The organism is Micromonospora psammae (assembly GCF_036902725.1).
In the GTDB taxonomy this organism is placed as follows: domain Bacteria; phylum Actinomycetota; class Actinomycetes; order Mycobacteriales; family Micromonosporaceae; genus Micromonospora.
Genome location: NZ_JBAKHM010000027.1, coordinates 45,631 through 68,413 on the forward strand (window position 1 = coordinate 45,631; position 22,783 = coordinate 68,413).

A 22,783-nucleotide genomic window follows, 5' to 3' on the forward strand; every position below is an offset into this window, starting at 1 on the left:
CAGCGACCGGCGACCCGCTGACGGGTCGCCGGTCGCTCGTGTCTGCGTGGACGTGCCCCTGCCGCACCTGGACCGCCCCTTCGACTACCTCGTCCCGGCCGAGCTGGACCCGGCAGCGGTGCCCGGGAGCCGGGTCAAGGTGCGTTTCGCCGGCCAGCTGGTCGACGGCTGGCTGCTGGAGCGGGTCGACTCCTCCGACCACCCCCGGCTGGCCTACCTGGAGAAGGTCGTCTCACCGGAGCCGGTGCTGGCGCCGGAGATCGCCCGGCTGGCCCGGGTCGTCGCCGACCGGTACGCCGGCAACCTCGCCGACGTGCTCCGGCTCGCCGTCCCGCCCCGGCACGCCCGGATCGAGAAGGAACTCCGCGCCGCCGGGGACCAGCCGACCGCCGCCGCTCCGGCCGCCGCCGCTCCGGACCAGCCGGTCGCCGCTCCGACGGCCGCTGTGCCGGACCAGCCGCTGGCCGCTCCGGCGGCCGTCGACCCGGCCGTCGATCCGCGTGGCTGGCGGGACTATCCCACCGGGCCGGCCCTGCTCCGGGCGCTCACCGACGGCCGGGCGCCCCGCGCCGTCTGGTCGGCGCTGGCCGGGGAGGACTGGGCGGCCCGGTACGCCGACGCGGTCGCCGCGACCGTGGCCGGTGGGCGGGGCGCCGTGGTCGTGGTCGCCGACGCCCGGGACCTGGACCGCCTCGACGCCGCGTTGACCCAGCTCCTCGGCCCGGGACGGCACGCCTGCCTCTCCGCCGCGCTCGGCCCGGCCCGGCGCTACCGGGCCTTCCTCGCCGCCCGGCGCGGCGACGTGCCCGTGGTGATCGGGACGCGGGCGGCGATGTTCGCCCCGGTCGAGCGGCTCGGCCTGGTGGCGATCTGGGACGACGGCGACGACCTGCACGCCGAGCCGCGCGCGCCGTACCCGCACGCCCGGGAGGTGCTGCTCACCCGGGCCCAGCTCGCCGGGGCCGGCGCCCTGGTCGGCGGGTACGCCCGTACCGCCGAGGCGCAGTTGCTGCTGGAGACCGGCTGGGCGCGCGAGGTCGTCGCGGACCGGGCCACCCTGCGGGCGCGTACCCCGGCCATCGCGCCGACCGGCGACGACCCGCAGCTGGCCCGCGACCCCGGCGCCGCGACCGCCCGGCTGCCCAGCCTGGCCTGGACCACCGCCCGGGACACCCTGCGCGCCGACGCGCCCGTGCTGGTGCAGGTGCCCCGCCGCGGCTACCTCCCCTCGGTCTCCTGCGCGGACTGCCGCACCCCGGCGCGCTGCCCGCACTGCGCCGGCCCGCTGGCGCTGCGCTCCGCCGACGCCCCGCCCGCCTGCCGCTGGTGCGGCCGGATCGCCGCCGGGTACGCCTGCCCGGAGTGCGGCGGGCGCCGGCTGCGCGCGGCCGTCACCGGCGCCCGGCGCACCGCCGAGGAGCTGGGCCGGGCCTTTCCCGGGGTGCCGGTACGCACCTCCGGTCGGGAGGAGGTGCTGACCACCGTGCCCGGCGGCGCCGGCCTGGTGATCGCCACGCCGGGGGCCGAACCGGTCGCCGAGGGCGGCTACGGGGCGGTCCTGCTGCTGGACTCCTGGGCCCTGCTCACCCGGGCCGACCTGCGGGCCGGTGAGGAGACGCTACGGCGCTGGCTGAGCGCCGCCGCGCTCGCCCGGCCGGCCCCCGCCGGCGGGCGGGTGGTCGTGGTGGCCGACGGCGCGCTCGCCCCGGTGCAGGCGCTGCTGCGCTGGGACGCCGCCTGGTTCGCGGCCCGGGAGCTGGCCGAGCGGCGGGAGCTGGGCTTCCCGCCGGCGATGAAGATGGCCAGCCTCACCGGTCCGGCCGACGCGGTGGCCGACCTCCTCGCCGCCGCCCGGCTACCCGAGGACGCCGAGGTGCTCGGCCCGGTCCCGGCCGACGAGGACCGGGAGCGGATGCTGGTCCGGGTGCCGCGTGCCCGGGCCGGCGCCCTGGCCGAGGCGCTGCACTCGGCGGCCGGGCAGCGCAGCGCCCGCAAGGCGGCCGTCCCGGTCCGCCTCCAGGTCGACCCGCTCAGCCTGTTCTGACCGCGCACCAGGGTGATTCCGGCCACGATCCGGCCCGCCCGGCCCGCGGCGGCGGGGTGGCGTCGCACACCGCGTGCGGCAAATCGCTGGCGGCGGGGTGATAGCATCGCCCGTCATGCCCGGGCGCCCGGATGGCGCGACGATGGCGGGGAACGCGTCGATCCGACGCAGATCGATGATGTCAATCAGCCGGTGAGCAGGGGTGGACCAGTCGTGACCGTTCGTCAATCGATCGTCTTCAACGGTGACCTCGGCAGCGGCAAGAGCACCGTCTCCGTCGAGATCGCCAAGCGGCTCGGGCTGCGCCGGGTGAGCGTCGGCGACCTCTACCGGCAGATGGCGCAGGAGCGGCAGATGACCGCGCTCCAGCTCAACCTGCACGCCGAGCTGGACCAGGCCGTCGACGGCTACGTCGACCAGCTCCAGCGGGACATCGCCGCCTCCGGCGAGTCGCTGGTGATGGACTCCCGGCTGGCCTGGCACTTCTTCACCGACGCGCTCAAGGTGCACATGATCACCGAGCCCGGCGAGGCGGCCCGGCGGGTGCTGCTGCGCCCCTCCGGCCCGGCCGAGAGCTACACCTCGCTGGAGGAGGCGGAGGCCAAGCTGCGGGAGCGCAGCGAGAGCGAGCGGAACCGGTTCATCCTCCGCTACGGCGTCGACAAGGCCCGGCTGCGCAACTACGACCTGGTCTGCGACACCACCCGGGCCTCCGCGTCCGAGGTGATCGAGCACATCGTCGACGCGTACGAGGGCCGGCTCGGCGCCGAGGTGCTGCGCGACGCCCCGCCGCTGCTGCTGCTCGACCCGGCCCGGATCTACCCCACCGAGGACATCGCCGCGCTGCGCGGACTCTGGGACTCCGAGTTCGTCGGTGAGGTGGCCGAGGCCGGCGACGAGGCCCTGGAGCCGCTGCGGATCGGCTACACCGGGGAGTACTTCTTCGTGGTCGACGGCCACCGCCGGCTCAGCGCCGCCCTGCAGAGCGGCTTCCCGCTGGTGCCCGCCCAGCTGGTGGCCGAGGTGGAGGAGCCCGTCGTCGGTGGGCTGAACGCGATCGACTACTTCGCCGCCAACGTCCGGCCGAGCATGATCTACGACTGGGCGGCGGCGCACGGCACCGCCCTGCCGCTGCCCGAGCACGCCCTGCTCGGCGGGGACACCGTGCTCGCCGGCGAGCCCGGCAGCGGCGCCTGACCGAAGGGCCCCGGCGGTCGGGGTCGCCCGCCGGCGGGCCGGCGCGCATGATGGAGCCTTCCGACGCATCGACGCGGGAGGCCGGTTATGGACGCCGCCGAGGCACTGACCCTGCTCATGTCACCGCAGGGGCGGGTGGATCCCTACCCCACCTACGACCGGCTGCGCGGGTACGGGCCGGTGGTGCGCTCCGGCCCGGCCTTCTTCGTGGTGACCGGCTACGCCGAGGCCGACGAGATCCTCCGCGATCCCCGGTTCGGTGTGCTCGACGACGTCCTGCGTGACCAGTTCCTACCCGGCTGGCGGGACAGCCCCGCCGTCGTGTCGATCTCCCGGTCGATGCTGCGCACCAACCCGCCCGACCACAGCCGGATGCGCCGGCTCGCGGCCGGCGCGTTCACCCCACGCCGGATCGCCGCCCTGCGCGACGTGGTCGAGGTCCAGGCCGACGCGCTCGTCGACGACATGCTCGCCCGGGCCTGGGCGGGGGAGCCGGTCGACTTCATGGCCGAGTTCGCGTACCCGTTGCCGGTGGGGGTGATCTGCGCGTTGCTCGGCGTCCCGGCGGCGGACCGGCCGCTCTTCCGGCGCTGGGCGGCCGACCTGACCGGGGTGCTGGAGCCGGAGATCACCCGGCAGGAGCTGGCCGTCGCCGACCGGGGCGCGACGGAGCTGCGCGACTACTTCACCGCGCTGGTCGAGGCCCGTCGCCGCGCGCCGGCCGACGACCTGACCACCGCCCTGGTGCAGGTGCACGACGCCGACGGCGACCGGCTCTCCGGCGACGAGCTGCTGGCCAACCTCGTGGTGCTGCTGGTGGCCGGCTTCGAGACCACCACCAACCTGCTCGGCAACGGACTGGTGGTGCTGCTGGCGCACCCCCGGGAGGCCGACGCGCTGCGCGGCCGGCCCGACCTCGCCCCCGCGTACGTCGAGGAGCTGTTGCGTCACGACTCGCCGGTGCAGCTCACCTCCCGGGTGAGCAGCGCACCGGTGACCTGCGCTGGCGTCGACATGCCGGCGGGGAGCTGGGTGCTGCTGCTGCTCGGGGCGGCCAACCGGGACCCCCGCCGCTACCCGGAGCCCGCCCGCTTCGACCCCGGGCGGGCGCAGCCCCACCCGCTCTCCTTCGGGGCCGGGCCGCACTACTGCCTCGGCGCCGGCCTGGCCCGGCTGGAGGCCCAGGTCGCCTTCCCGCTGCTGCTGCGCCGGCTGCCAGGGCTCGCCCTGGCCGCCCCGCCGCGGCACCGCACCCGGCTGACCCTGCGCGGGTACGAGCGCCTCCCGGTGACCATCGACACGGAGGCGGCGGCCGCGCGTCCCGGTACGCCGGCCGGCGCGGCCATGGGCACTCCGTAGACTGGTACCGCACCATCCGTCCAGCCGAAGGAGCCACACCGAGTGACCGTCCAGCCCATCCGTCTGTTCGGGGATCCGGTGCTGCGCACGCCGGCCGATCCGGTCGTCGACTTCGACGCCGAGCTGCGTAGGCTCATCGCCGACCTCACCGACACCATGCGGGAGCAGAACGGCGCCGGCCTCGCCGCGCCGCAGCTCGGCGTGGGCCTGCGGGTGTTCACCTTCGACGTGGACGACGTGCTCGGCCACCTGGTCAACCCGGTGCTGGAGTTCCCGGACGCCGAGGAGCAGGACGGCCCGGAGGGCTGCCTCTCCATCCCCGGCCTCTACTTCGACACCAAGCGTCGGCAGAACGTGATCGCCAAGGGGTTCAGCGCCTTCGGTGACCCGGTGCAGATCGTGGGCAGCGGCCTGATGGCGCGCTGCGTCCAGCACGAGACCGACCACCTCGACGGCGTGCTCTTCGTCGACCGGCTGGATCCCGAGGGGCGCAAGGAGGCCATGAAGGCGATCCGCCAGGCCGAGTGGTACGACCAGGCCGCCCCGCCGGTGGTCAAGCTCAGCCCGCACCTGACCAATCCGTTCGGGCTGGGTCGGTGAGCCGCCGGTGCGCCTGATCTTCGCCGGTACGCCGGCCGTCGCCGTCCCCGCCCTGGCCGCCGTGGCCGCCTCCGGGCACGAGCTGCTGGCCGTGGTCACCCGCCCCGACGCCCCGGCCGGGCGCGGTCGTGGCCTGGTCCGCTCGCCCGTCGGCGCCTGGGCCGACGAGCACGGCATCGAGGTGCTCACCCCGGCGAAGCCGCGCGAGCCGGAGTTCCTCGACCGGCTGCGCGAGCTCGCCCCGGACTGCGTGCCCGTGGTCGCGTACGGCGCGCTGGTGCCGCCGGTCGCCCTGGAGATCCCCCGGCACGGCTGGGTCAACCTGCACTTCTCGCTGCTGCCCGCCTGGCGCGGCGCGGCGCCGGTGCAGCACGCCGTGCTGCACGGCGACGAGCTGACCGGCGCCAGCGTCTTCCAGCTGGAGCAGGGGCTGGACACCGGCCCGGTCTACGGCACGCTGACCGACGAGATCCGCCCGACGGACACCTCCGGGGACCTGCTGGAGCGGCTCGCCCACTCCGGCGCGGGCCTGCTGGTGGCCGTCCTCGACGCGATCGGGGCGGGCACCGCCCGGGCCGAGCCGCAGCCGGCCGACGGGGTCTCCCTGGCGCCGAAGCTGACCGTCGAGGACGCCCGGGTGCGCTGGACCGACCCGGCGTTCGCCGTCGACCGGCGGATCCGCGCCTGCACGCCGGCCCCCGGGCCGTGGACGACCTTCCGGGACGACCGGGTCAAGCTCGGCCCGGTGACCCCGGTCGGCAACGGCCCCGAGTTGAAGCCCGGAGAGCTGCTGGTGGAGAAGTCCCGGGTGCTGGCCGGCACCGCGACCGTGCCGGTGCAGCTCGGTGAGGTGCGCGCGGCGGGCAAGAAGGCGATGGCGGCGACCGACTGGGCGCGCGGCGTCCGGGTCGGCGCCGGCGAGGTGCTCGCGTGAGCGCCCCCTCGGACCGTCCCGACAGCTCCCGTGCCGACCGGCCTCGCGACGACCGGCCCGCCGACGGCTCCCGTGGTGACCGGTTCGACCGGTCCGCGCCACGACGCTCCGACGCGCCGCGCGGCGACCGCCCGGCCGGCGGCGGCTTCCGCGGCGACCGGTCGGCCGGCGGCCGACCCGGCTTCGACCGGCGCGGCGGTCGTCCCGCCCGCCCGGCCGTGGACCTGCCCCGACACGTCGCCTACCAGGCGGTCGCGGCGGTGCACCGCGACGACGCGTACGCCAACCTGGTGCTCCCGTCGATCCTGCGGGACGAGGGGCTGACCGGTCGGGACGCCGCCTTCGCCACCGAGCTGACCTACGGCACGCTGCGTCACACCGGCACCCTCGACGCGATCATCACCGACGCCGCCGGCCGGGACGTCGGGCGGATCGACCCGCCGGTGCGCGACGCCCTGCGGCTCGGCGCGTACCAGCTGCTGCACACCCGGGTGCCGGCGCACGCGGCGGTCTCCTCGACCGTGGACCTGGTCCGCTCGGTGGCGCCGGGGGCGACCGGCTTCGCCAACGCGGTGCTGCGCGAGGTCGCCGGCCGGGACGCTGACGCCTGGGTGGCGAAGCTCGCCCCGCCGATGGAGACCGACCCGATCGGGCATCTGGCGCTGGCGTACAGCCATCCGCAGTGGATCGTGCGGGCCTTCTCCGAGGCGCTCGGCGGCGACCTGGGCGAGACCACCCGGCTGCTGATCGAGGACAACGTCCGCCCGCCGGTGCACCTGTGCGCCCGGCCGGGCCGGGCCGATCCGGTGGAGCTGGCCGACGAGGTCGGTGGCGCCCCCGGCGCGTTCTCCCCGTACGCCGTCTACCTCGGCGGCGGCGCTCCCGGTGACCTGCCGGCGCTGGCCGAGGGGCGGGCGCACGTGCAGGACGAGGGTTCGCAGCTGGTCGCCGACGCCCTGGCGGTGGCGCCACTGGACGGCCCGGACGGCCGCTGGCTCGACCTGTGCGCCGGTCCCGGTGGCAAGTCGGGGCTGCTCGGCGCGCTCGCCGCGCAGCGCGGCGCGCGGCTGACCGCCGTGGAGGTCTCCGAGCACCGGGCCCGGCTGGTCGAGCAGGCCACCCGGGGCCTGCCGGTGACCGTGCTGCACACCGACGGCCGGACGGTCGGCGCCGACCCGAAGCTGCCGGAGGGGCACTTCGACCGGGTGCTGGTGGACGCCCCGTGCACCGGGCTGGGCTCGCTGCGCCGCCGGCCCGAGTCGCGCTGGCGCAAGCAGCCCTCGGACCTGCCGCCGCTGACCCGCCTGCAGCGGGAGTTGCTCACCGCGGCGTTGCGGGCGACCCGGCCGGGTGGCCTGGTCGCCTACGTCACCTGCTCTCCGCACACGGTGGAGACGCACGTGACGGTGACCGAGGCGGCCCGGCGCGCCGAGGTGCCGGCGGACTTCGTCGACGCCCGTACGCTGCTGCCGGCCGGTATGCCGGGGCTGGGGGACGGCCCGACCGTGCAGCTCTGGCCGCACCGGCACGGCACGGACGCGATGTTCCTCGCGGTGCTGCGCCGCGGCTGACGGACGCGGGGTCGGGCCGCCGGGCCCGGCCCTGCCGCGTCCGGCGCACGCCGGGCATCGGCGGCCGGGGCTCAGCGGATCGGCAGGCCCTTCGGGCCGACGCCCTTGACTGACCGGGTGAGGGTGCGGTCGGCGACCCAGACGAAGCACTGCACCCCGCGGTTGCCGCTGCGCCACTCCCGCTCCAGCGGATGGTAGAAGATCGATCCGGCCCGGAACCGCAGGTTGCCGTCGTTGGGCACGCCGGTGTACCGCGCCACCAGCGCCGCGCAGCCCCGGTGTACCCGGGTGCCGCCGCGGGCCAGCTCGGACCAGCTCAGCTCGGGGGCCTGCCACACGCCGACGAACTCGGCGTGATGTCTCGCCGCGCAGGACGCCGGGACCATCGCCTCGACGTCGTCGCCCCTGACCTTCGGGTTGAAGCAGCGCAGCCGCAGGTCGGTGTCGCCGGTCAGGGCGCCCCGCAGGGAGCCGGTGCGGGTGCGCGCCCCCGGCTCGTCGATGCTCCTGATCTCGGTCAGGTCGCAGCGGAACCAGCGCGCCCCGCCGGTCCAGGCCGGCGGGGAGGGGAAGACGACGGCGAGGCCGAGCCGCGCGGAGCGCCAGTCGCCGCCGACCGCCCGGCGGATCTCCCGGTCGCACTCGCCGCGGGCGGCCAGCATCCCGGCCGAGCCGACGGGCGGGGGAGCGGCACCCGCGGCGGCGGCGCCGGTCAGGGTGCCGACGTGGAGGGTCTCGGCGCGGTGCGGGCCGGCGCAGTCGACCGGGTTCCAGCCGCCGAGCCAGCCGACGTCCTGCACGCCGGGGTGGCAGGCACCGACGGCGGGGACGAAGCCGGCCGGGGCGGCCAGGGCCGGCCAGTCGTCGGTGAGGTCACCGTCCCCGCCGGCCGGGGTGTCGCAGCCGGTCAGCGCCAGGGCCGCCAGGCCGCTCACGGCCACCGCCCGCCACCACCGCCGCAGCACACCCGACCTCCCGCCGACCGTGACCCCGGACGCGCCGCCCGACGGGCGGCACGGTGCGGGAGCATACGGCACCCGGGGTCAGATGGCGGGTAGTCCCTCGGGGCCGGCGCCGCGCATGGACCGGGTCAGCTTCCGGTCGTCGCTCCACAGAAAACAGCGGATGCCGCGGTCGCCCTCCTCCCACTCCCGCTGTGAGGGCGGATAGAAGATCGACCCGGCCCGGTACGGCAGGTCGCTGTTGTTGGGCACCGCGGCGAAGGCGGCGATCAGCGCCATGCACCGGCGGTGCACCTGCTGGTTGGCCCGGTTGAACTGGGCCCAGGTCATGTCCCGTTCCAGGTAGACGCCGACGAACTCGGCGCGGTGCGGCTCCGAGCAGAGCACCGGCGCCATGTAGTTCAGGTTGTTGCCGATCAGCTTCGGGTCGAAGCAGCGGTGGGTGAGCGGGTTGTCCCCGATCAGCGCGCCGCGCAGGCTGCCGGTGCGGTTCACCGGCCGGGTGTTGTCGATGCTGTCGGTCTCGCTGAGGTCGCAGCGGAACCAGCGGGCGCCGCTGTTCCACGCCGACGTGGAGGGCAGGGAGATGTTCAGGGTGAGCCGGGCGGCGTGCCAGTCGCCGCCGAGCACCTCGCGGGCCCGCTGGTCGCATTCGGAACGGGCGGTGCCCAGCGCGGGGGAGCCCGGCTGGGGCCGGGCCGGGCCGGCGGCGGCGCCCCGGAAGGCGCCGACGTGGATCGCCTCGGCCAGGTGGCTGCGGGCGCAGTCCACGGTCTCGTAGGTGCCGGCCTGCACCACCGCGGTGATCCGGGGCAGGCAGGCGTCCGTGGCGGGCACGAAGAGCTGCGGCACGGGCAGCGCCGGCCAGTCGTCGGTCAGGTCGCCGTCGGCCCTGTGCTGTTGGAGGCAGCCGCTCAGCGCCACCGTCGTCGTGCCGGCCAGCGCCAGCGCCACGAGCCACCGTCGCATCGTCCGCCCTTTCCGGGAATGACGGTCGGTCGCCGCGACCCGCGTGGCCTTGCCCCGCCGCCGGGCGTACGGCACCTGAAACCGTCCCTGATGGAGTGTCGCCGTGTTTCCGTCGAACGGCTAGTCGCCGCTGGCCTTTCGTCCGGTTTACCGTTCCGAGAGGGCCAATTCTGCACCACCGGTCACGCCTGGGTCACAGCGCGTTCCCGGTGGAGCCGCGATGTCCGCGGTGGGTCGCCACGTTCGTACACTGGCCCCGTGACCGTACCGCCGCCGATCGTCGCGCCCAGCATCCTCGCCGCCGATTTCGCCCACCTCGCCGATGAGGTCCGTGCCGTGGAGAACGCCGCGGACTGGCTGCACGTCGACGTGATGGACAACCACTTCGTACCGAACCTGACCATCGGGCTGCCGGTGGTGCAGAGCCTGCGGGCGGTGACCCAGATCCCGTTCGACGTGCATCTCATGATCACCGATCCGCGCCGCTGGGCCCCCGGCTACGCCGACGCGGGCGCCTACAACGTCACCTTCCACGCGGAGGCCTGCGACGATCCGGTGGCCCTGGCCAAGGATCTGCGCTCGGCCGGCGCCAAGGCGGGGCTGGCGATCGACCGGGACACCCCGATCGAGCCGTACCTGGAGCTGCTGCCGAGCTTCGACACCCTGCTGATCATGACGATCAAGGCCGGGTTCGGCGGGCAGCGGTTCATCCCGCAGTTGCTGGACAAGGTCCGCGCCGCCCGCCGGCACGTCGACAGCGGTCACCTGGAGCTGCGGATCGAGGTCGACGGCGGGATCGCCGCCGACACCATCGAGCAGGCCGCGGCGGCCGGCGCCGACGCGTTCGTGGCCGGCACCGCCGTCTACGGCGCGGCCGACCCGGCGGAGGCGGTCCGCCGCCTGCGAGGGCTCGCGGAACGCGCGGTCACCGGGGCCTGAGGTGGACCCGGCCGGCGACCGACCCGACGTCATCCTGGTCGTCGACGACGATGAGGACATCGCCCGCTTCGTCGAGTTCAACCTGCGGTTGCACGGCTTCGAGGTGATCCACGCCGGCGACGGCCAGGAGGCGCTCGAGATGATCGAGCAGCACCGGCCGGACCTGGCCGTGGTGGACCTGATGATGCCGCGGATCGACGGGCTGGAGCTGACCCGCCGGTTGCGCGCCGACCCGATGACCTCCGCCCTGCCGGTGATCATGCTCACCGCCAAGGGGATGACCGTGGACAAGGTGCACGGCCTCAGTGCCGGCGCCGACGACTACCTGGTCAAACCCTTCGACACCGCCGAGCTGGTGGCCCGGGTCAGCTCCACGCTGCGCCGCAACAAGGAGTTCCGCGAGGTCTCCCCGCTGACCGGGCTGCCCGGCAACAGCCGGATCCGCCGGGAGATCAGCGACCGGGTGCGCAGCGGGGTCGACTACGCGGTCGGCTACATCGACATCGACCGGTTCAAGAGCGTCAACGACCGGTACGGCTTCGTCCGTGGCGACGAGTTCATCTCCGCGCTCGCCCGCAGCCTGCACCGGGCGGTGGTCGCGATCGGGCTGCCGCCGGCCTTCCTCGGTCACGTGGGCGGGGACGACTTCGTGATCGTCTGCACCCCGGAGCAGATCCGCCCGCTCACCTCCCGCGCGGTGGTCGACTTCGAGAAGTCCGCCGACACCCTCTACGACCCGACCGACCGGGAGCGCGGCTTCGTCGAGCTCAAGGACCGGCGCGGCAACATCCGCCGGGCCGCTCTGGTCACCCTCTCGATCGGCGTCTCGCTCTCCGACGCCACGAAGCGCTTCACCGACCCGCTCGCCGCCATCGCGGTGGCCTCGGAGATGAAGACGGTCGCCAAGAGCCAACCCGGGTCGTACGTCGCGGTCGACCGGCGCCGCGCCGACGGGGTGTGAGGTACCTCGCGCGGGTGGCGCAACGGCGCCCGGAACGTGTAAGACTTCGCTTGTACCCACCACGCGCTGGCGGGGCTCGGTGAAATTCCGAACCGGCGGTGATCCACGGTCAGACCGTGGTAAGCCCGCGACCCGGACGGCTCAGGCCGCCCGGTGGACCTGGTGAGAATCCGGGGCCGACGGTTGGGAGCGGGAGGTTTTCCGCACCCAGAAAGTCCGGATGGGAGACAGCGCGCGGGACGGGGCGACCCTGCGCGCTTGTCGCTGTCATCCAGCCGTGCGTGGGTTCCCCGGGGCCGGCTGTGCCGTTCCCGGCTCTCGCCGCCGCCTGCCCACTGCTCCTCCCGTCACCGCCACGCGCGTGAACCGGCGAGTGAGAGGGCAAGGTCATGGCCGCGGACCACGTCGACGAGGCGATGCGTCGCGCCATCGTGCTCGCCGCCCGCGGGCTCGGCGCCACCAGCCCCAACCCGGTCGTCGGCTGCGTCCTGCTCGATCCGGACGGCACGGTCGTCGGGGAGGGTTTCCACGCGTACGCGGGCGGACCGCACGCCGAGATCGTCGCGCTGGCCCAGGCCGGAGAGCGCGCCCGCGGCGGCACCGCGGTGGTCACCCTCGAACCCTGCGACCACACCGGCCGCACCGGCCCGTGCAGCCTCGCGCTGATCCAGGCCGGGGTCGCCCACGTGGTGATCGCCGTGCCGGACCCCAACCCGGTCGCCTCCGGCGGGGCCGCCACCCTGCGCGCCGCCGGGATCCAGGTCGAGTTCGGGGTACGCGCCGACGAGGCGGAGGCCGGCAACGTCGCCTGGCTGACCTCGATGCGTCGCGGCTGGCCGTACGTGATCTGGAAGTACGCCGCCACCCTCGACGGCCGGTCGGCGGCGGCCGACGGCACCAGCATGTGGATCACCTCGGAGGCGGCCCGGATCGACGTGCACGCCCTGCGCGGCACGGTCGACGCGGTGATCGCCGGGGTGGGCACCGTGCTGGCCGACGACCCCCGGCTCACCGCCCGTAACCTGCGCGACGGCAGCCTCGCCATCCGGCAGCCGCTGCGGGTGGTGGTGGACAGCTCCGGGCGTACCCCGGTCGGGGCCCGGGTCCGCGACGGCGCCGCCCGCACCTGGATCGCCACCGCGGCGGAGGTCGGGGCCGGCCCGGACGGCCGGGTCGACCTGCCGGCGCTCCTGGCCGAGCTGCACCGCCGCGGGGTACGGGCCGCGCTGCTGGAGGGCGGCCCCCGGCTGGCCGGCGCGTTCCTCGCCGCCGGGCTGGTCGACAAGGTGGTCGGCTACGTCGCGCCGAAGCTGCTCGGCGCCGGCCCGACCGCGCTGCTCGACGCCGGCGTGACGACCATCGCCGACGCCATCGAATTGCAACTCACCGATGTTACGCAGGTCGGTCCCGACCTGCGGATCACCGCGCTGCCCCGGAAGAGGGAGGCCTGACATGTTCACCGGCATCGTCGAGGAGTTGGGCGAGATCGTCCGGATCGCCGACACCGGGGGTGACTCCGCGCTGGTCGCGATCCGCGGCCCGCTGGTCACCTCCGACGCCCGGCACGGCGACTCCATCTCCGTCAACGGGGTCTGTCTCACCGTGGTCGACGTCGACGGCGGGGTCTTCACCGCCGACGTGATGGGGGAGACGCTGCGCCGCTCGGCGCTCGGCGCGCTGCGCCCGGGCGACGCGGTCAACCTGGAGCGGGCCGCCGCGCTGGGCAGCCGCCTCGGCGGCCACCTGGTGCAGGGGCACGTCGACGGGGTCGGCGAGATCGTCGGGCGGGAGCCCGCCGAGCAGTGGGAGACGGTCCGCTTCCGGCTCCCCGCCGCCCTGGCCCGGTACGTGGTGGAGAAGGGCTCCATCACCATCGACGGCGTCTCGCTGACCGTGGCGGCGGTCGGCGACGACTGGTTCGCCGTCGGGCTGATCCCCACCACCCTGAAGCTGACCACGCTCGGCGCCAAGGGCGTCGGCGACCCGGTCAACCTGGAGGTCGACGTGCTGGCCAAGTACGTGGAGCGGCTGCTCGGCGACCGTCTCGCCGGCGGCGCCGGGCTCGCGGGCGGTGAGCGCTGATGGGCCCGCTCGGCTGGCTGCTCGAGGCCCAGGTCCAGATCGCCGGCTCGCCGGTGCTGGTCCGGGAGATCGTCGGCAACGTCTTCGGCCTGGCCTCCGCGCTGCTCGGCCTGCGCCGGCTGGTCTGGGCCTGGCCGGTCGGCATGATCGGCAACGCGCTGCTGTTCACCGTCTTCCTCGGCGGCGTCTTCCTCACCCCGCAGGCGCACGACCTCTACGGCCAGGCCGGCCGCCAGGTCTTCTTCTTCGCGGTCAGCGTGTACGGCTGGTGGCGCTGGTCGCGCAACCGCCGGGCGGGCGCGGACGGCGAGGGGGCCGCGGTGACGCCGCGCTGGGCCACCGGCCGGGAACGGCTCGGCCTGCTGCTGGCCGCGGTGCTCGGCACCGCCGCCGCGTACCCCGTGCTCGCCGCGCTCGGCTCGTGGGGTCCGCTGCCGGACGCCTGGATCCTCACCGGCAGCCTGCTCGCCACCTACGGGATGGCCCGCGGCTGGGTGGAGTTCTGGCTCATCTGGATCGCCGTCGACGCCGTCGGCGTGCCGCTGCTGCTGCGCGGCGGGTTCTACCCGTCGGCCGCCATGTACCTGCTCTACGGGGCCTTCTGCGTCTGGGGGATGGTCGCCTGGTGGCGCAGCTCGCGGGCCCCCCGGCCGGCGTCCCGGCCGGTTCCGTCCACCTACTCGGAGGTCGTCGCATGACCACGTTCGCCAGCATCGAGGACGCGGTGGCCGACATCGCCGCCGGCCGGCCCGTCGTCGTGGTCGACGACGAGGACCGGGAGAACGAGGGAGACCTGATCTTCGCGGCCGAACTGGCCACCCCGGAGCTGGTCGCGTTCATGGTCCGCTACACCTCCGGCTACATCTGCGCGCCGCTCACCGAGAGCGAGTGCGACCGGCTGGACCTGCCGCCGATGCACCACACCAACCAGGACCGGCGCGGCACCGCCTACGCGGTGACCGTGGACGCCCGGGAGGGGATCAGCACCGGCATCTCCGCCGCCGACCGGGCGCACACCATCCGACTGCTCGCCGACCCGTCCACCGGCCCGACCGACCTGGCCCGCCCCGGCCACGTGGTGCCGCTGCGCGCCCGCGCCGGTGGGGTGCTGCGTCGGCCCGGGCACACCGAGGCGGCCATCGACCTGACCCGGATGGCCGGGCTGCGCCCGGCCGGCGTGCTCTGCGAGATGGTCAACGACGACGGCACCATGATGCGCCTGCCGGACCTGGAGAAGTTCTGCGCGGAGCACTCGCTGACCCTGATCACCATCGCCGACCTGGTGGCGTACCGGCGGCGGCACGAGAAGCAGGTCGAGCAGGTCGCCGACGCCCGGATGCCCACCCCGTACGGGGTGTTCCGGGCGCTGGGCTACCGCGCCGAGCACGACACGGCCGAGCACGTCGCGATGGTCTACGGCGAGATCGGCGACGGGCGGGACGTGCTGGTGCGGGTGCACTCGGAGTGCCTGACCGGGGACGTCTTCGGCTCGCTGCGCTGCGACTGCGGCCCGCAGTTGCAGGCCTCCCTGGCCCGGGTGGCCCGCGAGGGGCGGGGGGTGGTGCTCTACGTGCGCGGCCACGAGGGTCGCGGCATCGGGCTGCTGCACAAGCTCCAGGCGTACCAGCTCCAGGACCAGGGGCGGGACACCGTGGACGCGAACCTCGACCTGGGGCTGCCCGCCGACGCCCGGGACTACGGCACCGGCGCGCAGATCCTCTACGACCTGGGGGTGCGGTCGATGCGGCTGCTGACCAACAACCCGGCCAAGCGGGCCGGGCTGGAGGGGTACGGGCTGACCATCACCGGCCGCGAGGGGCTGCCGGTCCGGCCGCACCCGGAGAACGTGCGTTACCTGCGTACCAAGCGGGACCGGATGGGTCACCTGCTGGACGAGTTGGACGAGGTGACCGAGGCCCCGATGGGCCGGCCGGTCGCCGGTGGTGAGATCGACGAGATCGGAGCGTAGCGATGGCGGGATTCGGTGAACCCGGGGTGACCACGGTGGACGCCGCCGGGCTGACCGTCGGGGTGGTGGCGGCGCGCTGGCACGCCGACCTGACCGACCACATGCTCGACCGGGCGGTGGCGGCGGCGGAGGCGTGCGGCGCGCGGGCGGTCGTCGCCCGGGTGGCCGGTTCGGTGGAGCTGCCGGTGGTGGCCCAGGCGCTGGCCCGCCGCTGCGACGTGGTGGTCGCCCTCGGGGTGGTGGTCCGCGGCGCGACCGCGCACTTCGACTACGTCTGCCGGTCGGTGACCGACGGCCTCACCCGGGTGGCGCTGGACGAGGGGAAGCCGGTGGCCCACGGGGTGCTCACCGTGGAGAACATCGAGCAGGCCCGGGACCGGGCCGGGCTGCCCGGCTCGGCGGAGGACAAGGGCTGGGCGGCGACCGTCGCCGCCCTCGACGCGGCGCTGGCCATCCGGGACGCGGTCGCGGCGAACGGCCACCGGGTCGGCTTCGGCCGCTGACCCCGACCGGTCGTCGACCGGCCTCATTCACGGCGTGTCGCGCTGTCCCCCGTCGGGGACACCGCGACACGCCGTAAATGTGTGGGTGGGGCTCGACCTTCCGGTGGGAAACGCCGACACGGCCGGACCCGGAGCGCGCGTCGCCGCACGGTGACTGGAAGAATCGCCTCCCGTGAAGACGTTCGAGGAGTTGTTCGCCGAGCTGCAGGCCAAGGCCGCCGCCGGCACCCCGGGCTCGGGCACGGTCGCCGCCCTGGACAAGGGTGTGCACTTCATCGGCAAGAAGGTCGTCGAGGAGGCGGCCGAGTCGTGGATGGCCGCCGAGCACGAGGGGCCGGAGCGGACCGCCGAGGAGATCTCCCAGCTGCTCTACCAGGTCCAGGTGCTGATGCTCGCCAGCGGTCTCGAGCTCAAGGACGTCTACCGACATCTCTGAGTGCGCCCCGTCGTTGATCACCTGATCGAAGGAGCACTCCCGTCATGCTGCGTGTCGCCGTACCGAACAAGGGCGCCCTGGCCGAGAAGGCCGCCGAGATGCTGCGCGAGGCGGGCTACCGCCAGCGCAGCGACCCGAAGGACCTGGTCTGCCGGGACGAGTCCAACGACATCGAGTTCTTCTACCTGCGCCCCAAGGACATCGCCACCTACGTCGGCTCCGGCGACCTCGACGTCGGGATCACCGGCCGGGACCTGCTGATCGACTCCGGCGCGCCGGCGGAGGAGGTGATGGACCTGGCCTTCGGCCGGGCCACCTTCCGCTTCGCCGCCCGCCCCGACGACGTCCACTCGGTGCAGGAGCTGGGCGGGCACCGGATCGCCACCGCGTACCCGGGGCTGGTCGAGCGGTACCTCGGCGACGTGGGCGTCAAGGCCGACGTGATCCGCCTGGACGGCGCGGTGGAGAACGCCATTCGGCTCGGCGTCGCCGACGTCGTCGCCGACGTGGTGGAGACCGGCGCCACCCTGCGCCAGGCCGGCCTGGTCGTCTTCGGCGACCCGCTGCTGCGCTCGTCGGCGGTGCTGGTCCGGCGCACCGGGGCCCCGAACCACCCGCAGGCCGAGCAGTTGGTGCGCCGGCTGCACGGGGTGCTGGTCGCCCGCCGCTACGTGATGCTCGCCTACGACGTGCCGGCCGGCCTGTTGGACCGGGCCAGCTCGCTGACCCCGGGCATCGAGTCGCCGACCGTCTCCCCGCTGCACCGGGAGGGTTGGGTCGCCGTCCAGGCGATGGTGCTCAGCGAGGACGTGCACCGGATCATGGACGAGCTGTACGACCTCGGCGCCCGCGCCATCCTGGTCACCAACATCCACGCCTGCCGGCTGTGAGACCGCCGCCGTCCGGGGTGGCCCTGGCCCTGGTCGCCCTGGGCGGGGTGGCCGGGGCCGCGCAGGGCGTGGTCAACGCCGAGCTGGGCGAGCGGGTCGGCAACGCCACCCTCGGCGCGGTGGTCAACAACCTCGGCGGGGTCCTGCTGGTCCTGGTGGGGCTGGCGCTGCCGTCCATGCGGGCCGGCCTGGTGGCGCTGCGCCGGGCCCGGCCCCCGTGGTGGTCGTACCTCGGTGGGTTGGGCGGCGCGGCCATTGTGCTGCTCGGCGCCTACGTCGTGCCGGTGCTCGGGGTGGCGCTCTTCACGATCGCCCAGGTCGCCGGGGGCAGCGTCGGCGGGTTGGCGGTGGACCGGGCCGGGCTCGCCCCGGTCGGCCGGCTGCCGCTGACCGGTCCGCGGCTGGCCGGCGCGCTGCTCGGGGTGGTGGCGGTCGCCCTGGCCCAGGCCGGCCAGCCCCTGGGCGACCTGGCCGTCGGTCTGGTGCTGCTCGCCGTCCTCGGCGGCGTCGCCGTCGCGCTCCAGTCCGCCCTCAACGGCCGGATCTCCGCGGCTGGCTCGCCCGCCGCCGGGGTGGCGGTCAACTTCGCCACCGCCACCCCGGTCGTGCTGCTCGTCGCCGCGCTGGCGGGTGCGTTCAGCGGACCGGGGACGACCTGGCCGGACGACTGGTACCTCTACGTCGGGGGACTGCTCGGCGTCGGCATCGTGGCCAGCCTGGTGATCGGCGTCCGCGCGGTCGGGGTGCTGCGGACCGGCCTGGCGCTGGTCGCCGGTCAGCTCGGCGGTGGGCTGCTGCTGGACCTGCTGCCCGGCGGCCCGGGGCTGCGCTGGCCGGTGCTGGCCGGCGCGGTGCTCACGCTGGTCGCGGCGGTGGTGGCGGGTCGGGGTGCGCCCGGCGCCCGGACCGCGCCGGCGCCGGTCGAGCCCGCCGAACGGCCGGCCGCGCTGCGCCGGTGACCGCCTTCCGCGCCCGGCCGCCGGCAGGCCGACGACGTGGCCCGGGGTCGGGTCGTCGGCGGGCCGACGAGGTGGCGGGGGTGCCGGCCGGCGGACGCGGGCCCGTGTGGCGGCGGAACGCCGGCCCGCAGCGGGTGGCAGACTGGTGGGGTGAGCGACACCGAGCTGATCCGCCTCAAGCCCCGCCGCGTGCGGGTGGTCTGCTGGGCCTCGGCCGCCGCGCTGCTGGTGGTCTTCAGCCTGGTCGCCACCTCGTTGACCGGCCCGACCGGTAACGGCTACGGCAGCTTCCAGCGCGGCGACCAGCTCGCCATGATCGGCCTCGGTGTGCTCGGCGCGCTGGGCATCCTGCTCTTCACCCGCCCGCGGGTGGAGGCGGACGCCCGGGGTGTGCGGGTACGCAACGTGGTCGGCTCCTACGAGCTGCCCTGGGAGGTCGTCCGCGGGGTGCGCTTCGACCGGGGCGCCCCCTGGGCCAGCCTGGAGCTGCACGACGACGACCTGCTGCCGATGGTCGCCCTGCAGGCCGCCGACAAGGAGATCGCGGTCGAGGGGGTCCGCGCGCTGCGTCGGCTGCACCAGGCGCACCTGGCGGCGCTCGCCGGCGACTCGACCCCCCGCTGAGCTGCGAGCCCGGTTTGGGGCTGACCGCGGTGAGGGTGTAGTGTTGCCGAGTCGACCAGACTGCCCCCGTTCCGACGTGCGGGCGGTCTCGAAGCGGAGCGCCTGCTCCCACCCGAGTTGCCCCTGACGGCGGCCGGGTCCGGTCACCGGTTCCGGGGACATCCCGGTTCCGGATGCGCGATCATGTGATCGTGCCGACCGGTCGAGCGGGCCCTGGCATGCGCCGGGGCCTTCTGCTTTCCGGGCGGCTCCCACCCGGGAGCCCACGGGGTCGCCGCACGCAGGAGAACCGACTCGAGGAGGCCCCATCAGCGTCGAACCACGCGTGAACGAGCAGATCCGGGCACGTGAGGTCCGACTGGTCGGCCCTGAGGGTGAGCAGGTGGGCATCGTCCCGCTGGAGCGCGCCCTGCAGCTGGCCGCGGACGTCGACCTGGACCTGGTCGAGGTTGCGCCGATGGCGCGCCCGCCGGTGTGCAAGCTCATGGACTTCGGCAAGTTCAAGTACGAGAGCGCACTCAAGGCGCGCGAAGCGCGGCGTAACCAGCAGCAGACCGTCATCAAGGAGATGAAGCTCCGGCCGAAGATCGACCCGCACGACTACGAGACCAAGAAGGGTCACGTGGTGCGGTTCCTCAAGGCCGGCGACAAGGTCAAGGTGACGATCATGTTCCGCGGTCGCGAGCAGAGCCGCCCGGAGCTGGGTTACCGGCTCCTGCGTCGGCTCGAGTCCGAGATCACGGAGCTGGGATACGTCGAGGCCGCACCGAAGCAGGACGGCCGAAACATGATCATGGTTCTCGCTCCGCACCGGGCCGTCAAGGCCTCCGCGGTCGCCGCGACGGCGTCCCGCGGTGCTCCCCGGGACCGGGCCGCGGAGGAGTCCGCCGCCCCGGCAGCTGGCGAGACCCCGGCGGCCGGCGAGACCGCAGCAGCCGGTGAGACCGGCACGACCGCCGACACCAGCGGTCAGTAACAGGGGAGAGACGTTCCACATGCCGAAGATGAAGAGCCACACGGGTATGGGCAAGCGGGTCAAGGTGACCGGCAAGGGCAAGATCGTTGCCCAGCAGGCCGGCCTTCGCCACAACCTGGAGAAGAAGCCCTCCCGGCAGACCCGGCGGCTGACCGGCACGATCGAGCTGGCCAAGGTCGACGTCAAGCGCATCAAGAAGCTGCTCGGCCGCTGACGCGCGCCACCTGAACCGAAGAAGGAGTTGAGATGGCACGCGTCAAGCGGGCTGTGAACGCCCAGAAGAAGCGTCGTACCCTGCTGGAGACCGCGAGCGGTTACCGCGGTCAGCGCTCCCGGCTGTACCGCAAGGCCAAGGAGCAGGTGCTGCACTCGATGCAGTACGCCTACCGGGACCGTCGCGACCGCAAGGGCGACTTCCGGCAGCTCTGGATCCAGCGCATCAACGCTGGCGCCCGGGCCAACGGCATGACCTACAACCGGCTGATCCAGGGCCTGCGCCTGGCCGGCATCGAGGTCGACCGCAAGATCCTGGCCGACCTGGCCGTCAACGACGCCGCGGCGTTCGCCGCGATCGTCGAGCTGGCCCGCGCCGCCGTGGCGGCCGAGGGCACCGGTGGCGCCGCGGCTCAGGCCGCCTGATCCACCCGCAGCAGATCGAGGCGTCTCCCATGCAGTCACCATCGCGCGGGAGGCGCCTCGACGCTGTCTCCGGCCCGTTCACCCCGCGTACCCCGCGGGTCGTCGCCGCCCGCCGGCTCCAGCGCCGCCGGGACCGCGACGCCGCCGGCCGGTTCCTGGCCGAGGGACCGCAGGCCGTCCGGGAGGCCCTGGCCCGCCCCGACACGGTCACCGAACTCTTCGGTACGCCGGCCGCCCTCGACCGGTACGCCGACCTCGCGGCCGAGGCCGCCCGGGCCGACGTGCCCGTCTCCGAGGTGACCGACGAGGGGCTCGCCGCGCTCGCCGAGACCGTCGCCCCGCAGGGCCTGGTCGCGGTCTGCCGGCACCTCGACGTACCCCTGGACGCGGCCCTGGCCCGGGAGCCCCGGCTGGTCGCGGTGCTCGCCGGGATCCGCGACCCGGGCAACGCCGGCACGGTGCTGCGCACCGCCGACGCGGCGGGCGCGGGCGCGGTGGTCTTCGCCGGCGACGCGGTCGACCCCTACAACGGCAAGTGCGTGCGCTCCTCCGCCGGCAGCCTCTTCCACGTCGACGTGGTCCGCGCCCCGGACCCCCGCGCGGTGGTCGACGCGCTCCGCGCGGCCGGCCTCTCCGTCTTCGCGACCACCGGGTACGGCGACAGCGACCTCGACGATCTCATCGACTACGGGCGGCTCGCCGCCCCCACCGCCTGGCTCTTCGGCTCCGAGGCGCACGGGCTGCCGGAGGAGTTGACCGCCGCCGCCGACGCCCGGGTCCGGGTGCCGCTGCACGGGCGCGCGGAGAGCCTCAACCTGGCTGCGGCCGCCGCGGTCTGCCTGTACGCTTCAGCCAGAGCACTGCGCTGACCTTCGTCGCGCACCCGCGCCAGACAGGGGAGTCGTCCCGATGATGAACGCGCCACGGCGTTCGTTTAGCCAGCCCGCCGGTGTCGGCGGGCGGCGGGCCTGACCCTTCCTCCTGCGCAACTCCCACCGGCGGGCAGCGGCACAGCCGCGCGTCCGTAGACTCGCCTAGCCGCCCGTGAGGGCCGGCGCCGCCGTGAGGGAGTGCCCGTACGCCATGAGCTACCGCAACGATCCGTACGACCCGAAGCAGGTCGCCCTGCTGGACCCGGCCGCCCTGGCCGAGGCCGTGGCCGACGCCGAGAAGGCGTTCGCCGGGGCCGCCGATCCCGACGCGCTGACCGCGCTGCGTCCCGCGCACCTGGGTGACCGGGCGCCGGTCTCCCTCGCGCGCCGGGAGATCGGCGCGCTGCCGCCGGCCGCGAAGTCCGACGCGGGCAAGCGGGTCAACGAGGCCCGCCGGTCGATCGAATCCGCGTACGCCGCCCGCCAGGAGGTCCTGGAGCGGGAGCAGGCCGCCCGGGTGCTGGTCGAGGAGCGGGTCGACGTGACCCTGCCGTACGACCGCCGTCCCCGGGGCGCCCGCCACCCGCTGGCCACCCTGATGGAGCAGATCAGCGACCTCTTCGTCGGGATGGGCTACGAGGTGGCCGAGGGCCCCGAGGTCGAGCTGGAGTGGACCAACTTCGACGCGCTGAACATCCCCGCCGACCATCCGGCGCGCGGGCTGATGGACACCTTCCACATCGCACCCGCCGACGGCTCCGGCCTGGTCCTGCGCACCCACACCTCCACCGTGCAGGCGCGCACCATGCTCAGCCGCAAGCCGCCGATCTACGTGATCTGCCCGGGGCGGGTCTACCGCACCGACGAGGTGGACGCCACCCACAGCCCGGTGTTCCACCAGGCCGAGGGGCTGGTGGTCGACAAGGGCATCACGATGGCGCACCTGCGCGGCACCCTGGACCACTTCGCCCGGGCGATCTTCGGGCCGGAGGCGAAGACCCGGTGGCGGCCGCACTACTTCCCCTTCACCGAGCCGTCGGCCGAGTTCGACGTCTGGTTCCCGGAGCACCGGGACGGGCCGCGATGGGTCGAGTGGGGCGGTTGCGGCATGGTGAACCCGCGGGTGCTGCGCGCCTGCGGGATCGACCCGGAGGTCTACTCCGGATTCGCCTTCGGCATGGGCATCGACCGGACCCTGATGGTCCGGCACGGGGCCGGTGACATCCGGGACCTGTTCGAGGGCGACGTGCGGTTCACCCGCGCGCTCGGCACCGGGGCGGCGTAGGCGATGCGGGTA

General features: G+C 74.8%; 24 protein-coding genes and 1 riboswitch. Of the genes, 22 read left to right on the plus strand and 2 right to left on the minus strand.

Annotated elements, in window-relative coordinates:
• The first annotated feature begins 46 nt into the window (after positions 1 to 46).
• From V6U79_RS25420 to V6U79_RS25445, 6 genes are all read left to right on the plus strand, one after another.
• On the plus strand, positions 47 to 2,044 hold the full coding sequence (locus V6U79_RS25420) for a primosomal protein N' (RefSeq protein ID WP_334616071.1): 1,998 nt from the start codon (positions 47 to 49) through the stop codon (positions 2,042 to 2,044).
• 213 nt (positions 2,045 to 2,257) lie between these two features.
• Positions 2,258 to 3,241: an AAA family ATPase gene (locus V6U79_RS25425; RefSeq protein ID WP_334531936.1), complete on the plus strand. Its 984-nt coding sequence runs from the start codon at positions 2,258 to 2,260 to the stop codon at positions 3,239 to 3,241.
• Positions 3,242 to 3,328: 87 nt separating this feature from the next.
• A complete protein-coding gene (locus V6U79_RS25430) occupies positions 3,329 to 4,600 on the plus strand; it encodes a cytochrome P450 (RefSeq protein ID WP_334616073.1) in 1,272 nt (423 codons plus the stop codon).
• Positions 4,601 to 4,642: 42 nt separating this feature from the next.
• Positions 4,643 to 5,200 carry a peptide deformylase gene (gene def / locus V6U79_RS25435; protein ID WP_334531941.1) on the plus strand — a complete coding sequence of 186 codons (558 nt, stop codon included), beginning with the start codon at positions 4,643 to 4,645 and terminating at the stop codon, positions 5,198 to 5,200.
• 7 nt (positions 5,201 to 5,207) lie between these two features.
• Positions 5,208 to 6,134, plus strand: coding sequence for a methionyl-tRNA formyltransferase (gene fmt, locus V6U79_RS25440; protein WP_334531944.1), 927 nt, complete (start codon positions 5,208 to 5,210; stop codon positions 6,132 to 6,134).
• A complete protein-coding gene (locus V6U79_RS25445; RefSeq protein ID WP_442933820.1) occupies positions 6,131 to 7,705 on the plus strand; it encodes an RsmB/NOP family class I SAM-dependent RNA methyltransferase in 1,575 nt (524 codons plus the stop codon). Before fmt ends, V6U79_RS25445 begins: the two co-directional genes overlap by 4 nt.
• Before the next feature lie 71 nt (positions 7,706 to 7,776).
• Here the strand turns inward: V6U79_RS25445 and V6U79_RS25450 are convergent, their stop codons facing one another.
• Positions 7,777 to 8,667, minus strand: a complete 891-nt coding sequence (locus tag V6U79_RS25450) for a septum formation family protein (RefSeq protein WP_334532226.1) — start codon at positions 8,665 to 8,667, stop codon at positions 7,777 to 7,779.
• Positions 8,668 to 8,748: 81 nt separating this feature from the next.
• The gene (locus V6U79_RS25455; RefSeq protein ID WP_334532211.1) at positions 8,749 to 9,636 is read right to left on the minus strand and encodes a septum formation family protein; all 888 of its coding nucleotides are present in this window, start codon (positions 9,634 to 9,636) and stop codon (positions 8,749 to 8,751) included.
• A gap of 258 nt (positions 9,637 to 9,894) precedes the next feature.
• On the opposite strand from V6U79_RS25455, the gene rpe reads away from it, so the two are divergent.
• From rpe to pheS, 16 genes are all read left to right on the plus strand, one after another.
• Complete coding sequence (gene rpe / locus V6U79_RS25460; RefSeq protein ID WP_334532208.1) at positions 9,895 to 10,575, plus strand: ribulose-phosphate 3-epimerase; 681 nt, start codon at positions 9,895 to 9,897, stop codon at positions 10,573 to 10,575.
• A gap of 1 nt (position 10,576) precedes the next feature.
• Positions 10,577 to 11,536 (plus strand): GGDEF domain-containing response regulator, encoded by a 960-nt coding sequence (locus tag V6U79_RS25465; RefSeq protein WP_334532205.1) that lies wholly within the window; start codon positions 10,577 to 10,579, stop codon positions 11,534 to 11,536.
• Between the two features lie 61 nt (positions 11,537 to 11,597).
• A riboswitch (FMN riboswitch) is annotated at positions 11,598 to 11,772 on the plus strand.
• A gap of 153 nt (positions 11,773 to 11,925) precedes the next feature.
• Positions 11,926 to 12,987: a bifunctional diaminohydroxyphosphoribosylaminopyrimidine deaminase/5-amino-6-(5-phosphoribosylamino)uracil reductase RibD gene (gene ribD, locus V6U79_RS25470; protein WP_334532202.1), complete on the plus strand. Its 1,062-nt coding sequence runs from the start codon at positions 11,926 to 11,928 to the stop codon at positions 12,985 to 12,987.
• A gap of 1 nt (position 12,988) precedes the next feature.
• Positions 12,989 to 13,618: a riboflavin synthase gene (locus V6U79_RS25475; protein ID WP_334532199.1), complete on the plus strand. Its 630-nt coding sequence runs from the start codon at positions 12,989 to 12,991 to the stop codon at positions 13,616 to 13,618.
• On the plus strand, positions 13,618 to 14,316 hold the full coding sequence (gene pnuC, locus V6U79_RS25480) for a nicotinamide riboside transporter PnuC (protein ID WP_334532196.1): 699 nt from the start codon (positions 13,618 to 13,620) through the stop codon (positions 14,314 to 14,316). The genes V6U79_RS25475 and pnuC overlap by 1 nt, the downstream gene beginning before the upstream one ends.
• Positions 14,313 to 15,587, plus strand: coding sequence for a bifunctional 3,4-dihydroxy-2-butanone-4-phosphate synthase/GTP cyclohydrolase II (locus tag V6U79_RS25485; protein ID WP_334532193.1), 1,275 nt, complete (start codon positions 14,313 to 14,315; stop codon positions 15,585 to 15,587). The genes pnuC and V6U79_RS25485 overlap by 4 nt, the downstream gene beginning before the upstream one ends.
• A 2-nt stretch (positions 15,588 to 15,589) precedes the next feature.
• Positions 15,590 to 16,090, plus strand: coding sequence for a 6,7-dimethyl-8-ribityllumazine synthase (ribH, locus tag V6U79_RS25490; RefSeq protein ID WP_334532190.1), 501 nt, complete (start codon positions 15,590 to 15,592; stop codon positions 16,088 to 16,090).
• A 172-nt stretch (positions 16,091 to 16,262) separates the two neighbouring features.
• Complete coding sequence (locus V6U79_RS25495; RefSeq protein ID WP_030335709.1) at positions 16,263 to 16,526, plus strand: phosphoribosyl-ATP diphosphatase; 264 nt, start codon at positions 16,263 to 16,265, stop codon at positions 16,524 to 16,526.
• Positions 16,527 to 16,570: 44 nt separating this feature from the next.
• Positions 16,571 to 17,416, plus strand: coding sequence for an ATP phosphoribosyltransferase (gene hisG, locus V6U79_RS25500; RefSeq protein WP_334532187.1), 846 nt, complete (start codon positions 16,571 to 16,573; stop codon positions 17,414 to 17,416).
• Positions 17,413 to 18,375, plus strand: coding sequence for a DMT family transporter (locus V6U79_RS25505; RefSeq protein WP_334532184.1), 963 nt, complete (start codon positions 17,413 to 17,415; stop codon positions 18,373 to 18,375). Before hisG ends, V6U79_RS25505 begins: the two co-directional genes overlap by 4 nt.
• Before the next feature lie 150 nt (positions 18,376 to 18,525).
• Complete coding sequence (locus tag V6U79_RS25510; protein ID WP_334532182.1) at positions 18,526 to 18,999, plus strand: PH domain-containing protein; 474 nt, start codon at positions 18,526 to 18,528, stop codon at positions 18,997 to 18,999.
• Positions 19,000 to 19,324: 325 nt separating this feature from the next.
• Positions 19,325 to 19,975, plus strand: a complete 651-nt coding sequence (infC, locus tag V6U79_RS25515) for a translation initiation factor IF-3 (protein ID WP_334532179.1) — start codon at positions 19,325 to 19,327, stop codon at positions 19,973 to 19,975.
• A 19-nt stretch (positions 19,976 to 19,994) separates the two neighbouring features.
• Positions 19,995 to 20,189, plus strand: coding sequence for a 50S ribosomal protein L35 (rpmI, locus tag V6U79_RS25520; RefSeq protein WP_334532176.1), 195 nt, complete (start codon positions 19,995 to 19,997; stop codon positions 20,187 to 20,189).
• A 32-nt stretch (positions 20,190 to 20,221) separates the two neighbouring features.
• The gene (gene rplT, locus V6U79_RS25525; protein WP_030335718.1) at positions 20,222 to 20,614 is read left to right on the plus strand and encodes a 50S ribosomal protein L20; all 393 of its coding nucleotides are present in this window, start codon (positions 20,222 to 20,224) and stop codon (positions 20,612 to 20,614) included.
• Positions 20,615 to 20,643: 29 nt separating this feature from the next.
• A complete protein-coding gene (locus V6U79_RS25530) occupies positions 20,644 to 21,483 on the plus strand; it encodes a TrmH family RNA methyltransferase (protein ID WP_334616075.1) in 840 nt (279 codons plus the stop codon).
• Positions 21,484 to 21,697: 214 nt separating this feature from the next.
• Positions 21,698 to 22,771, plus strand: a complete 1,074-nt coding sequence (gene pheS / locus V6U79_RS25535) for a phenylalanine--tRNA ligase subunit alpha (RefSeq protein ID WP_334532170.1) — start codon at positions 21,698 to 21,700, stop codon at positions 22,769 to 22,771.
• Positions 22,772 to 22,783: the final 12 nt, after the last annotated feature.